General features: G+C 61.8%; 11 protein-coding genes and 1 pseudogene. 9 read left to right on the forward strand and 3 right to left on the reverse strand.

Going from position 1 to position 13474, the window contains the following annotated elements:
- Positions 1-3: 3 nt before the first annotated feature.
- Positions 4-882, forward strand: coding sequence for a LysR family transcriptional regulator (locus QM716_RS18685; protein ID WP_283305538.1), 879 nt, complete (start codon positions 4-6; stop codon positions 880-882).
- Here QM716_RS18685 and QM716_RS18690 read toward each other — a convergent pair.
- Genes QM716_RS18690 through QM716_RS18700 form a run of 3 tightly spaced genes read right to left on the reverse strand, consistent with a single transcriptional unit; the run spans position 879 to position 4776 of the window.
- On the reverse strand, positions 879-2588 hold the full coding sequence (locus tag QM716_RS18690) for an acyl-CoA dehydrogenase family protein (RefSeq protein ID WP_283305539.1): 1710 nt from the start codon (positions 2586-2588) through the stop codon (positions 879-881). The two genes, QM716_RS18685 and QM716_RS18690, sit on opposite strands and share 4 nt — an antisense overlap.
- Positions 2589-2598: 10 nt before the next feature.
- Complete coding sequence (locus tag QM716_RS18695) at positions 2599-4104, reverse strand: class I adenylate-forming enzyme family protein (RefSeq protein ID WP_283305540.1); 1506 nt, start codon at positions 4102-4104, stop codon at positions 2599-2601.
- 36 nt (positions 4105-4140) lie between these two features.
- Entirely contained in the window at positions 4141-4776 is a 636-nt protein-coding gene (locus tag QM716_RS18700; RefSeq protein ID WP_283305541.1) for a TetR/AcrR family transcriptional regulator C-terminal domain-containing protein, read from the reverse strand.
- Positions 4777-4952: 176 nt separating this feature from the next.
- Between QM716_RS18700 and QM716_RS18705 the strand changes: the two genes are divergently transcribed.
- The 8 genes and pseudogenes from QM716_RS18705 to zigA all read left to right on the forward strand — a co-directional run bounded on the left by QM716_RS18705 (position 4953) and on the right by zigA (position 13472).
- Positions 4953-5933, forward strand: coding sequence for a helix-turn-helix domain-containing protein (locus QM716_RS18705; RefSeq protein ID WP_283305542.1), 981 nt, complete (start codon positions 4953-4955; stop codon positions 5931-5933).
- Between the two features lie 204 nt (positions 5934-6137).
- Positions 6138-7205 (forward strand): aliphatic aldoxime dehydratase, encoded by a 1068-nt coding sequence (oxdA, locus tag QM716_RS18710; RefSeq protein WP_283305543.1) that lies wholly within the window; start codon positions 6138-6140, stop codon positions 7203-7205.
- Between the two features lie 108 nt (positions 7206-7313).
- Positions 7314-7682, forward strand: a complete 369-nt coding sequence (locus tag QM716_RS18715; RefSeq protein ID WP_283305544.1) for an ArsR/SmtB family transcription factor — start codon at positions 7314-7316, stop codon at positions 7680-7682.
- Between the two features lie 45 nt (positions 7683-7727).
- On the forward strand, positions 7728-9134 hold the full coding sequence (locus QM716_RS18720; RefSeq protein ID WP_283305546.1) for a substrate-binding protein: 1407 nt from the start codon (positions 7728-7730) through the stop codon (positions 9132-9134).
- Between the two features lie 114 nt (positions 9135-9248).
- Positions 9249-10814: an amidase gene (locus tag QM716_RS18725; RefSeq protein WP_283305547.1), complete on the forward strand. Its 1566-nt coding sequence runs from the start codon at positions 9249-9251 to the stop codon at positions 10812-10814.
- A 73-nt stretch (positions 10815-10887) separates the two neighbouring features.
- Positions 10888-11511, forward strand: a complete 624-nt coding sequence (gene nthA / locus QM716_RS18730; RefSeq protein ID WP_283305548.1) for a nitrile hydratase subunit alpha — start codon at positions 10888-10890, stop codon at positions 11509-11511.
- Positions 11512-11537: 26 nt separating this feature from the next.
- On the forward strand, positions 11538-12176 hold the full coding sequence (gene nthB / locus QM716_RS18735) for a nitrile hydratase subunit beta (protein WP_283305549.1): 639 nt from the start codon (positions 11538-11540) through the stop codon (positions 12174-12176).
- A 98-nt stretch (positions 12177-12274) separates the two neighbouring features.
- A pseudogene (gene zigA, locus QM716_RS18740) lies at positions 12275-13472 on the forward strand (zinc metallochaperone GTPase ZigA).
- The last annotated feature ends 2 nt before the right edge of the window (positions 13473-13474 follow it).

Genomic DNA, 13474 nt, shown 5'->3' on the forward strand with positions numbered 1-13474 from the left:
GACGTGGAACTGCGTCAACTGCGCGCGTTTCTCGCAGTCGCCGACGAACTTCACTTCGGCCGCGCTGCCGAGCGACTCCACATCGGGCAGTCCCCGCTCAGCCAAACCATTCGGGCGCTCGAGCGCGAACTCGGAACCGACCTTTTCGTCCGGACCACCAGATCAGTGCAGTTGACCGCCGCCGGCGAAGCCTTGGTCACGCCAGCACGGATCATCGAAGCGCAGCTAGCCGTCGTACGAGATATCGCTTCGGCCGCGTCGACCGGGGAAACTGGCCGTGTCACAGTAGGTTTCGGCGGTACTGGCGGCTACACGGTGCTTTCGGCCCTCACACGATCGTTGGCGGACTCCCATCCGGGAATCGAACTGGATTTACGGCCGCAGATGTATTCGGGTGAGGTGCTCGACGCTCTCCGACGCGGAACCCTCGACATGGGCATAGTCGGTCTGCCCATTCCGCGCGGATTCGAGACTCACACGGTGCGGGAGGAAACCTTGATGGTCGCGGTTCCGGCCCGGCATCACCTCAGTACCCATGACTCGGTGTCACCGGAAGACCTCGCGACCGAGAGATTCGTGATGTATCCCGCCGAGCACGGCTCGGTGGTGCGCGATGCGACATTGTCCTTTTGCGCCACAGCGGGTTTCACGCCCATCGTCGCGCACGAAGCCCCCGATCCGTACAGCCTGCTGGCCATGGTCGGAGCGGGGGTCGGGATCGCCGTCGTCGTGGAGTCGACGGCGCATCTGTCCATGGACGGGGTCGTGTACCTGCCGATCGCCGGGGCCACGCCCACGCTGAAAATCGCAATGACGTGGCGACCGAACAATCCGACGCCGGCAGTACACACCGTCACTCGGGTGCTGAGAGAGCAGCCTTAGGCCCTGGCGAGGATTCCCGCGAAATCAGTTCCCACAGGCAGAGTTCCGTACTCGTGACCACGATCGGCACCGAGGCGAGCGGCAATGAACGCATCGGACGAAGCGGCCGGGGAGTGGCGAACCATCAATGACGCCTGCAGCGCCAAAGCCATTGCCTCGACGACGGTCCGAGCGCGGAACTGCGCGTCGGCAGGCGGCATCGTGGCGAGCTCACCGAGTTGGCGCCTTACCCGATCGAGGTGCTGATCGAGGACCGGGTTGTTGCCGCGAGCGAGGTTGACCTCGTGGTCGAAGGCGGCAACGGAATCCGGTTCACGGGTCATCGCGCGCAGGACGTCGAGCGCGATGACGTTGCCCGACCCCTCCCACACGGCCATGACGGGCTGCTCACGGTAACGACGGGCGAGCGGGAAGTCCTCGGTGTAACCGTTGCCGCCCAGGCATTCGAGGGCTTCGTAGGAGTGGTGCGGACCGCGCTTGCAGATCCAGTACTTCGCAACGGCCGTCGCGAGTCGGCGGAAGGCCTTCTCCTGCTCGTCCGCGTCCTCGTCCTGGGCGCGCGCCAATCGCAGGGCGGTGATGGTTGCGGCCTCGGATTCGAGAGCCAGATCGGCAAGCACCGACGTCATTGCCGGCTGATCAGCGAGGACGGCACCAAAAGCACTGCGGTGCCGTGCATGCCACACTGCTTCGGCCACCGACTGACGCATACCTGCCGTGCTGCCGAGGATGCAGTCGAGTCGCGTCTGAGACACCATTTCGATGATGGTCCGCACACCGCGGCCCGGTTCACCGATCATGGTGCCGACGGTGCCGTCGAGTTCGATCTCGGACGATGCGTTGGACTTGTTGCCCAGCTTGTTCTTCAGACGCTGGATGCGGAAGACATTGCGTGTTCCGTCGGGCAGGATGCGGGGGAGAAGGAAGCAGGAAAGTCCCTCGCCGGCAGCACCTTCGGCCTGAGCGAGAACCAGGAATGCGTCGGACATCGGCGCGGAGCAGAACCACTTGTGTCCGGTGAGCAGGTAGTCCGCACCCGGCCCGCCGCGGCCGGCCGGCTTGGCGATGGTCGTGTTGGCTCGCACGTCGGAGCCACCCTGCTTCTCCGTCATCGACATTCCGAAGATCGCGGATGCCTTTCCCGGAGCATCCAATTCGGGCGTGTAGCTCCGCGAAAGCGCACGCGGGGTCCAGATGGCGGCCACGTCCGGCTGCAATTCGAGTGAGGGGATCACGGCGTGCGTCATGGAGATGGGGCATGCATGGCCCGGCTCGACCTGGGAGAAGAGCATGAATGCCGCGGCCCGAGCCACGTTGGCACCCGGCTTCGGATCGGCCCAAGCAGAAGTATGGGCACCGTGGGCAACTGCGGCAGAAATGATCCGGTGGTACGACGGATGGTATTCGACCTCGTCGATGCGGTTTCCCCAGCGATCGAAAGTCTTCAATTCGGGGATCACCGTGTTGGCCAGCTCGGCGTCGTGCTGGAACCCGGCACTGCCGACCAGTTCACCGATGTCGGTGAGTTCACTGGTGGACCAATCGGCGTCGTGGCGCGCGACGCCTTCGACGAGCACCGTATCGAGCTGGAACTCGTTGACATCCGTGCGCGGTACCGACTGGTTGAGCACAGCGTGGGTGCGATGCGGAGCGGGGTGGGTGACGATCTTCTCGGAAATAACGGTGTTCTCGGAAATATCAGTCATGACAGGCCTTTCAGCTCGCTGCGCGGATGAGATGCTTCTGGATCTTGCCGGTCGGCGTACGCGGAAGAACGGTCGCGAACACCACTTCACGCGGAATCTTGTAGCGCGCTAACTTGTCCGAGAGGTAGTCCTTGATGTCGTCGGCGCTGATGACATCCGGTTCGCGCCAGACCACGTGTGCGACGACGGTCTCGCCCCACTCTTCGTTGGGTTTTCCGACAACGGCGACGTCGACAACGTCCGGGTGCCCGGAGATCACGTCCTCGACCTCTTTGGAGTAGACGTTCTCGCCGCCCGTGATGATCATGTCCTTCGCGCGATCGACGATGAAGAGGTAGCCGTCCGCATCCTTGCGCGCCAGATCGCCGGTGCGATACCAACCTTCGTCGGCGAAGGCAGCCTTGGTGGCAGCAGGGTCGTCGAGGTAGCCCTGCATGACGGTGTCGGCGCGCAGCCAGATCTCACCGATCTGACCGGGCTCCGCGTCGGTGCCGTCATCGGCAACCAGGCGCAGGTCGACGCCGGCCAGCGCGACGCGCCCGATCGATCCCGCCTTGCTCAACTGCTCTTCGGGGTACAGAACAGTGCCCACGGGTCCAGTCTCGGTCATGCCGTATACCTGCCGGAATTCGGTGGTGCCGTACGACTCCACCAGTCGCCGAGCGACATCCGCACCGATCGGTCCACCGCCGTACAGCCATGCGCGAACGCTACCGAGGTTGTAGTCGGCGAAGTTCGGCACCAGGTTGAGCGCGGTGGTGTAGATGACCGGCGGTCCGAAGCAGAGGGTAATGCGTTGTTCCTGAACAGTTTCCAGGAACTTGACGGGATGGTACTCGCGCAGCAGCACGACGGTTCCGCCCATGTAGAGCGTGGACATGAACCAGTTGTTGAGCGGGGAAGCATGCCAGATCGGGACGGCCATGAGCAGTCGCTCGTCTCGAGTCGTCGACACGGCGAGGGCCGCCGTGACCGCAACGCCGACCACGTTGCGGTGACTGTGGACGCAGCCCTTGGGCGAACCGGTAGTTCCCGAGGTGTAGAGGATCTCGGCCGGATCGTTCTCGTCGATGTCGATACCGTCCACGCCCTCCTGGCGGGTGATGGCGTCGTCGAAGAAGTCGAAACCGTCTGCGACAGAGTCTGTGCTGACCAGTTTGGCTGTTGTCTCCAATCGACCGACAACTGGTGACAACTCACCGTCGAAGACGCACACGGACACCTTCGCGTGCTCCAGCACGTAGGCAACTTCGGGCGTTTGCATCTTGTGATTGATGGGGACCACGACGGCGCCCAAGCGCCAGGCACCGAGCATCGCGTACACGAATCCCGGAGTATTGTAACACATCAGCGCGACGCGGTCGCCCGGCTGCACGCCTAGCGACTGCAAATAGCCTGCGACACGGCGACTTCCGTCCTGAACCTGGGAGTACGTGTGATCGTGACCGCCTGCGATCAGAAAGGGTTTGTCCGGGGTCTTGGTGACGTTGCTGTCGAATACACGAACGATGTTCATCGAAGTCCTTGTCGGAGAATCACGCTCGAAGAGAGTTCATTCCATCGAGCTGTTGAGTACGGCGTCGGGTATCTGGAGGGTGGCGAAGATGACGGCAACCGCCTCCTCGAGGGAGTAGCCGAAGCTCTCGCCGGTGGCAGTCTTCTGGATGACGAGGCCGAAGATCGCAGACCAGAAGGCCTTGGACTCGACGTCGATGCCCGCGCGCAGCTGCCAGCCGGTGCGGACCAAAGTACGGAGGAGGGCGGTTTCGCCCGAGGAATGCAGAGTGCGAAGCGTTTCGGAGATCAGGTCGCGGAGTTCACCACGACGACCCGTCATCATCATCGCTTCGACGAAGAGTTCGACGCTGGGAGCCCCCGAGCCCAGGAGGGATCCGACCAGCTTCTCGGTGTAGTCGCCGACCGTGTCGGCGTCGGCTGCATCGACCTCGGCGCGCTTGCCTGCGCGCAGAACGGCCGCGCATGCCACCTCGACGAAGAGCTTCTCTTTGGAGCCGTAGTAGTAGGTCACCTGGTTGGGATGGGCGCCGGCGGCGGTGCAGATCTGCGCGATGGAGACGCTGTCGCCGTGCTCGAGAAAGAGCTCGGTAGCGGCGTTGAACAGCGCCAGACGCGTCTGCTTACCCGACTCACGCGTCGCACGCGCGGCGGGAACTGCCTCGGTGACCATTGCGAACTCCTACTTGTTTGCCATACAAACAATAACTCGCCATTGTTTGTATGGCAAACAAATTCTTCCCGACCCGATGACGTGTCGATTCCTATCGACATGTCCGATGTGCGGGGATTACTCTCTGACCATCGAGCACCCGAGAACTTCGACTTTCTGCGAGGAGGCGCCCTGCAATGCTCGCGCGATCCGGCTTCTCCCAGCCCACACGCACGACGCTCACGGGCGACTGGGCAGACTTGCTACGCGAGCATTTTGTCGCGCTCGACATCTCCGATATCGAAGACAGCGATCGGTTCAGCGGGGCCGTCCGCTCGGCGCAACTCGCCCACGTGCGGGTGTCCGCAGTTCAGTCAATGGAACAACGAATAGTCCGTAGCAACAGCCTGATCAAGAGCGACAGTGCGGACTATCTGCAGATCGGGATGATTCGTCGTGGTAGCGCTGTAGTGCGCCAAGACGACCGTGAATGCGTGCTGCGACGGGGCGACTACGTCCTGTACGACACCACGCGCCCCTTCGATTGGCAGATCGAGGGCCATGCCCACGACGGCATCTGGGGACTCGAGGTGTTCACCTGGCCCCGGTCATATCTGTCGCTCACCGAGGCCGAGGTCACCAGTTTGACCGCCATTGCGTTCGACGGACATGCCGGCCTGAGTGGGCTTCTGGGTCGCTTTCTTCACGATCTTGCTTCCGTCCGTATGACGTCAGACGCGAGCGGAGACGAAGAGGAAGTCGTCAACGAGATCGGCAGCCTGGTCAAGTCGGTACTTCACGCCACAGCGCGCCCGACGATCTCGCGACGAACCGGCCTGTACGAATCCGCTCTGTCGGTCATCGATACTCGCATCGCGGATCCGTCCCTGTCTCCGGTGGACATCGCGGGAACAGTCAAGGTCTCCATTCGGCAATTGCACAGAACCTTCGCCGAGCATGGCACTACGGTGTCGCGTTCGATTCGCATCCGTCGACTCGACGGATGCCGTCGTGAGATCGTCCAGCGCCACGGACCAGAACGGTCACTGACCCAGATTTCTCACCGCTGGGGATTCGCCGACCTGGCCGCCTTCAGTCGCGCATTCAAGGCGGAGTTCGGGATCAGCCCGCGGCGATACCGGTCGCAAGCAGCGGCCCCCACAAGTACTGCTCGCTGATCTGTAACATCTTCGGACACTTGCCCATTCAACATGGTGGTCAAAACATTCTGTCGCCGAAGCTTATCCACAATTCTTGGCACGGTGGGCCAAGTATCGGGCGCTGACGGCCAAGTTTGCTCGGCTGAGCGGGCGTAGATTTTCGGCACGGAGTTGCCAAGTGCCAGGCACCCGATCCGACCACCTACATCACATGGAGCACTCATGGAATCTGCAATCGGTGAACACCTTCAATGCCCGCGCACGCTGACCAGGCGCGTTCCGGATACCTATACGCCACCGTTTCCCATGTGGGTAGGGCGCGCAGACGACACATTGCAACAGGTCGTGATGGGCTATCTCGGCGTGCAGTTCCGCGGCGAGGATCAGCGCTCGGCAGCACTGCAGGCAATGCGGGATATCGTCGCCGGCTTCGACTTGCCGGACGGACCGGCACACCACGATCTCACCCATCACATCGACAGCCAGGGCTACGAGAACCTGATCGTGGTCGGATACTGGAAAGATGTTTCTTCCCAACATCGTTGGAGCAAGTCGACTCCAGTAGCATCCTGGTGGGAGTCCGATGACCGCCTGTCGGACGGATTGGGATTCTTCCGAGAGATCGTGGCACCACGAGCCGAACAATTCGAAACGCTCTACGCGTTCCAAGACGACCTCCCCGGGGTCGGAGCCGTCATGGACGGCACCAGTGGCGAGATCAACGAGCACGGCTACTGGGGTTCGATGCGCGAGCGATTTCCGATCTCCCAGACCAACTGGATGCAGGCCTCGGGCGAACTACGGGTCATCGCCGGTGACCCCGCCGCGGGCGGACGCGTAGTAGTGCGGGGGCACGACAACATCGCACTGATCCGGTCCGGGCAGGACTGGGCCGACGCGGAAGCCGACGAGCGCAGCCTCTACCTGGACGAAATTTTGCCCACTCTTCAATCGGGCATGGATTTCCTCCGCGACAACGGCCCTGCCGTCGGGTGTTACAGCAACCGATTCGTACGCAACATCGACATCGACGGAAACTTCCTCGACCTGAGCTACAACATCGGCCACTGGGCCTCGCTCGACCAACTCGAGCGGTGGTCGGAATCCCACCCGACCCATCTGCGGATCTTCACGACATTCTTCCGAGTTGCCGCGGGTCTGTCGAAATTGCGCCTCTACCACGAGGTCTCGGTGTTCGACGCCGGCGATCAGCTGTACGAGTACATCAATTGTCATCCCGGCACCGGAATGCTGCGCGACGCGGTGACCACCGCCGAGCACTCAACATAAACGCCAGAACATTCGGCCACGTTCTTTCCCTCGGAGGCAACTCGAGATATGTTGACGAGTGTCGACATATCCCAGTAGAGGCCATCGAGGAAGCGCGGACAGCAGACAGTGACTACTCAACGAAACGAAGAGTTGGCATTTGCTGTGCTGGCCGACCAAGTGCGTCGACAGATTCTCGACACTCTGGCTACCCACGGCGAGTGCAACGCGGGCTTCATCAGCGATCAAATTTCGACAGTCGGTCGCACCACGGTATCCACACATCTCAAGGCGCTGCGGCTGTCCGGAGTGATCGTCGAACGACGTCAAGGACGACATCGCTTGTTCTCGATCGATCCGTCGGGGCCGGCCAACGATGCACTCCAGTTCCTGCGCGACGTCCTCGGGCGAGCATTGGAAGCCGGTTCGAACTCCTCCGACTCACCGACCACGGCGACTGAGGATTCCGACGTCGCGTCGGTGCGTCGCCGGGCGTGAGGCCCTGTTTGAGCCCCAGCATCTATTTCAGGCAGGAAGTAGAACGTGCCAGGTCTCTCCGTAACGGCACAGATCGTGACGACCGACCCACCAGGGTCAGCCTTCGAGCGCCTCGAAACGGGGCAACTGCTCGAACTCGAATGTGAGCAACTGACGGTCGGGGCCGCTGTCGCCATCTCCCTTCCCGTAGGCGACGGCGCACGCGCAGATCTAGCCGGAATGCCGATCACGCTGTTGGGATACGTCGCCGGCGTGAAGCGGGGCCGATCGGTAGTGATCGTGCACCACCAACCGTGGCGCGGCCGCCTGACGATCCGGTTCTTTCCCGACGGCACCGGGACCCGGATCGTTCTCGAATCCAGCCTCGATCAGGACGGCATTTCCTGGCTTGCGAACAAGCGTGGATTTGCCCCGCCCGAGCCGCCGCGCTCCGACCGCCATCGCATTGGACTGCTGGTCAGCAAATCCGGCTCGGCAGCTGTATTCGCTCAGGCCACAGAGACACTCGCCGCCCTGGCTGTCGAACAGATCAACGCCGACGGCGGTATCGGGGGTGTTGTCGTCGATTTGGTGATAGGCGACGATGCTTCCGACTCCGCGGCCGGAGCGGCGACCGCACTACGACTGGTGAAGAGCGGATGCCGCGCAGTTTTCGCGTGTGTGACCTCGTCAACCTTCAATGCCGCTGCATCTGCCTTGCAGAACACCGGTGTGCTGTTGGTGCACACAGTTCTCAACGAAGGAGGTCGATCGCGTCCAGGGGTTCTTCGCTTGGGGGAGCGACCACTCGACCAGACGCGAGCGGGCATACCCGCAATGATGTCCGAAACTGATTCTCGCACTTGGTTCCTGGTCGGTCAGCAGTACTCTTGGTCGTTCGGAGCACATTGGGCGGCCCGGCGCGTGATTGCCGAATCCACCGGCTCGGTAGCCGGTGAAGCCTACGTACCGTTGGGGACAACTGACTTCTCACGCGTCATCGAGTCGATAGCCGACTCCGGCGCCGAACTGATACTTTCCTCCCTGGTCGGCCACGACGAGGTCTTCTTCGAAAGACAATGCGCCCAGCAGGGACTGCGGGCCACCACGCGGACCTTTGCACTGGTCCTCGACGAAGCCACTCAACAACTCATCGGCAATTCCGACGCCGACGGAGTCTGGGCGGCATTCGGCTACTTTCAAACCGCAGCCGGCAATCACGACCTCGAAAAGCGATACAGCGCAAGCTCGAACGACCTCCTACCTCCGCTGAGCTCTCTGTCGGCGACAACGTACGAAGCGATCGTGGCTTACGCCCGCGCAGCCCGGACAACGTCGATCGGCGATCCCGAAACCGTGCTTCGGCAGCTCGTCACTACGTCGAAAAGCTCTACAGACAAAGAAGTTCCACTGCATCGGCCGATTCTGATCGCTGAATCACGCCGCGGGCGCCTGTACCCCCGCTCTCTCTGAGCGCGCGTAACCCGAACTTAACGAGTCAATATGTCGATACCTATTGACGCAATTGCAGATCTGGCCCTAGTCTGAGCAACAAGTGAAGCCGATCACATCAGGAGCACACTTCTCATGGCGACAATCCGACCGGACGACAAAGCAATAGACGCCGCCGCAAGGCATTACGGCATCACCCTCGACGAATCAGCCCGGCTCGAGTGGCCGGCACTGATCGACGGAGCACTGGGCTCCTACGACGTAGTCGACCAACTGTATGCCGACGAGGCAACCCCGCCGACCACGTCACGCGAGCACGAGGTGCCAACTGCAAGCGAAAACCCCTTGAGCGCTTGGTATGTGACCACCAGCATCCCGCCGACGTCGGACGGCGTACTGACCGGCCGACGCGTGGCGATCAAGGACAACGTGACCGTGGCCGGAGTTCCGATGATGAACGGATCTCGGACGGTAGAGGGATTCACTCCGTCTCGCGACGCGACTGTGGTCACTCGACTACTGGCGGCCGGTGCAACTGTCGCGGGCAAAGCTGTGTGTGAGGACCTGTGTTTCTCCGGTTCGAGCTTCACGCCGGCAAGCGGACCGGTCCGCAATCCATGGGACCCACAGCGCGAAGCAGGTGGATCATCCGGTGGCAGTGCAGCTCTCGTCGCAAATGGTGACGTCGATTTTGCCATCGGCGGGGATCAAGGCGGATCGATCCGAATCCCGGCGGCATTCTGCGGCGTCGTCGGACACAAGCCGACGTTCGGGCTCGTCCCGTATACCGGTGCATTTCCCATCGAGCGAACAATCGACCATCTCGGCCCGATCACACGCACGGTCCACGATGCCGCACTTATGCTCTCGGTTATCGCCGGCCGCGACGGCAACGACCCACGTCAGCCGAACAGTGTCGAAGCGAGTGACTATCTGTCCACCCTCGACGCCGATGTGCACGGCCTGCGAATCGGGATCGTTCGAGAAGGTTTCGGGCACGCGGTCTCACAACCCGAGGTCGACGACGCAGTCCGCGCAGCGGCACACAGTCTGAGCGAAATCGGCTGCACAGTAGAGGAAGTAAGCATCCCGTGGCACCTGCATGCTTTCCATATCTGGAACGTGATCGCCACGGACGGTGGTGCCTACCAGATGTTGGACGGCAACGGATACGGCATGAACGCCGAGGGTTTGTACGATCCGGAACTGATGGCACACTTTGCTTCTCGACGCATTCAGCATGCCGACGCTCTATCCGAAACCGTCAAACTAGTGGCCCTGACCGGCCACCACGGCATCACCACCCTCGGCGGCGCGAGCTATGGCAAAGCCCGGAACCTCGTACCGCTCGCCCGCGCCGCCTACGACACTGCCTTGAGACAATTCGACGTCCTGGTGATGCCCACACTGCCCTACGTCGCATCCGAATTGCCGGCGAAGGACGTGGATCGTGCAACCTTCATCACGAAGGCTCTCGGGATGATCGCCAACACGGCATCATTCGACGTGACCGGACATCCGTCCCTGTCCGTTCCGGCCGGCCTGGTAAACGGGCTTCCGGTCGGAATGATGATCACCGGCAAGACCTTCGACGATGCGACGGTCCTCCGGGTCGGGCGCGCGTTCGAAAAGCTTCGCGGCGCGTTTCCGGCTCCTGCCGAACGTGCCTCCGGTTCGGCACCACAACTCAGCCGCGCCTAGTTCTGACGCGCTGTCAGGCAACGAATTCCACCGATTCACACATGATCAGCCCACATAAGAAAAGGTGAACCAGATGTCAGTAACGATCGACCACAAAACGGAGAACGCGGCACCGGCCCAGGCGCCGGTCTCCGATCGCGCGTGGGCGCTGTTCCGCGCACTCGACGGCAAGGGATTGGTACCCGACGGTTACGTCGAGGGATGGAAGAAGACCTTCGAGGAGGACTTCAGTCCAAGGCGCGGAGCGGAATTGGTGGCGCGCGCATGGACCGACCCCGGGTTCCGGCAGCTGCTTCTCACCGACGGTACCGCCGCGGTTGCCCAGTACGGTTACCTGGGTCCCCAGGGCGAATACATCGTGGCAGTCGAAGACACTCCGACGCTCAAGAACCTGATCGTGTGCTCGCTGTGTTCATGCACCGCGTGGCCCATCCTCGGTCTGCCGCCGACCTGGTACAAGAGTTTCGAATACCGTGCACGCGTGGTCCGCGAGCCACGGAAGGTTCTCTCCGAGATGGGAACCGAGATCGCGTCGGACGTCGAGATCCGCGTCTACGACACCACCGCCGAAACTCGGTACATGGTCCTACCGCAACGTCCCGCAGGCACCGAAGGCTGGAGCCAGGAACAACTGCAGGAAATCGTCACCAAGGACTGCCTGATCGGCGTCGCAGTCCCGCAGGTCCCCACCGTCTGACCACCCCGACAAGAAAGAAGCACACCATGGATGGAGTACACGATCTTGCCGGAGTTCAAGGCTTCGGCAAAGTCCCGCATACCGTCAACGCCGACATCGGCCCCACCTTCCACGCCGAGTGGGAACACCTGCCGTACAGCCTGATGTTCGCCGGTGTCGCCGAACTCGGGGCCTTCAGCGTCGACGAAGTTCGATACGTCGTCGAGCGGATGGAGCCCCGCCACTACATGATGACCCCGTACTACGAGCGGTACGTCATCGGCGTCGCGGCTCTGATGGTCGAAAAGGGAATCCTGACGCAGGAAGAGCTTGAAAGCCTTGCAGGAGGACCGTTCCCACTCTCGCGGCCCAGCGAATCCGAAGGGCGACCGGCTCGCGCCGACACAACCACCTTCGAGGTCGGTCAGCGAGTTCGTGTGCGAGACGAATACGTTCCCGGGCATATTCGAATGCCTGCTTACTGCCGAGGTCGGGTGGGGACCATCGCTCACCGGACCACCGAGAAGTGGCCGCTCCCCGACGCAATCGGTCACGGCCGCAACGACGCCGGCGAAGAGCCCACCTACCACGTGACCTTCGCTGCGGAGGAATTGTTCGGTAGCGACACCGACGGCGGAAGCGTCGTTGTCGACCTCTTCGAGGGCTACCTCGAGCCTGCGGCCTGATCTTCCAGCATTCCAGGCGGCGGTCACGTGATCGCAGCGGTTCGCGTGACCGCCGCCTGATCTCAACGATTCACTCATTCGGAAGGACACTGGAAATCATGGTCGACACACGACTTCCGGTCACGGTGCTGTCAGGTTTCCTGGGCGCCGGGAAGACGACGCTACTCAACGAGATCCTGCGCAATCGGGAGGGTCGTCGGGTTGCGGTGATCGTCAACGACATGAGCGAAATCAACATCGACAGTGCAGAAGTCGAGCGTGAGATCTCGCTCAGTCGCTCCGAGGAGAAACTGGTCGAGATGACCAACGGTTGCATCTGCTGCACTCTGCGAGAGGATCTTCTTTCCGAGATCAGTGCCTTGGCCGCCGATGGCCGATTCGACTACCTTCTCATCGAATCTTCGGGCATCTCCGAACCGCTGCCCGTCGCGGAGACGTTCACCTTCATCGATACCGACGGCCATGCCCTGGCCGACGTCGCCCGACTCGACACCATGGTCACAGTCGTCGACGGCAGCAGTTTTCTGCGCGATTACACGGCTGGGGGTCGCGTCGAAGCCGATGCCCCGGAGGATGAACGAGACATCGCGGATCTGCTTGTCGATCAGATCGAATTTGCCGACGTCATCCTGGTGAGCAAGGCCGATCTCGTCTCGCAACAGCACCTGGTCGAATTGACCGCGGTCCTACGATCTTTGAACGCAACTGCTGCGATAGTTCCGATAACTCTCGGCCGTATCCCACTCGACACGATTCTCGATACCGGCTTGTTCTCGCTCGAGAAAGCTGCTCAGGCCCCCGGATGGCTACAGGAACTTCAAGGTGAACACACCCCCGAAACCGAGGAGTACGGAATCGGTTCGGTGGTGTACCGCGAGCGCGCCCTTCCACCCCCAACGCCTGCATGATTTCCTGAGCAGCGAGTGGACCAACGGAAAGTTACTTCGGGCCAAGGGCTACTACTGGAATGCCTGTCGGTTCACCGAGATCGGGAGTATTTCTCAGGCCGGTCATCTCATTCGCCACGGATACGTCGGCCGTTGGTGGAAGTTTCTACCCCGTGACGAGTGGCCGGCCGACGACTACCGTCGCGACGGAATCCTCGACAAGTGGGAAGAACCTGTCGGTGACTGCCGACAAGAACTCGTCTTCATCGGCCAATCCATCGACCCGTCTCGACTGCACCGAGAACTCGACACGTGTCTACTCACCACAGCCGAGATCGAACTCGGGCCAGACGTATGGACCAGCTGGAGCGACCCCCTGGGCGTCGGCTATACCGACCAGACCGTTTGATA

The organism is Rhodococcus sp. IEGM 1409 (assembly GCF_030056735.1).
Taxonomy (GTDB): Bacteria; Actinomycetota; Actinomycetes; order Mycobacteriales; family Mycobacteriaceae; genus Rhodococcus_F.

Coding starts and splice junctions, on each gene's coding strand:
- QM716_RS18690 (WP_283305539.1), bottom strand. CDS start 2,588: ATGACTGATATTTCCGAGAACACCGTTATTTCCGAGAAGATCGTCACC.
- QM716_RS18695 (WP_283305540.1), bottom strand. CDS start 4,104: ATGAACATCGTTCGTGTATTCGACAGCAACGTCACCAAGACCCCGGAC.
- QM716_RS18700 (WP_283305541.1), bottom strand. CDS start 4,776: ATGGTCACCGAGGCAGTTCCCGCCGCGCGTGCGACGCGTGAGTCGGGT.
- QM716_RS18705 (WP_283305542.1), top strand. CDS start 4,953: ATGCTCGCGCGATCCGGCTTCTCCCAGCCCACACGCACGACGCTCACG.
- oxdA (WP_283305543.1), top strand. CDS start 6,138: ATGGAATCTGCAATCGGTGAACACCTTCAATGCCCGCGCACGCTGACC.
- QM716_RS18725 (WP_283305547.1), top strand. CDS start 9,249: ATGGCGACAATCCGACCGGACGACAAAGCAATAGACGCCGCCGCAAGG.
- nthA (WP_283305548.1), top strand. CDS start 10,888: ATGTCAGTAACGATCGACCACAAAACGGAGAACGCGGCACCGGCCCAG.
- nthB (WP_283305549.1), top strand. CDS start 11,538: ATGGATGGAGTACACGATCTTGCCGGAGTTCAAGGCTTCGGCAAAGTC.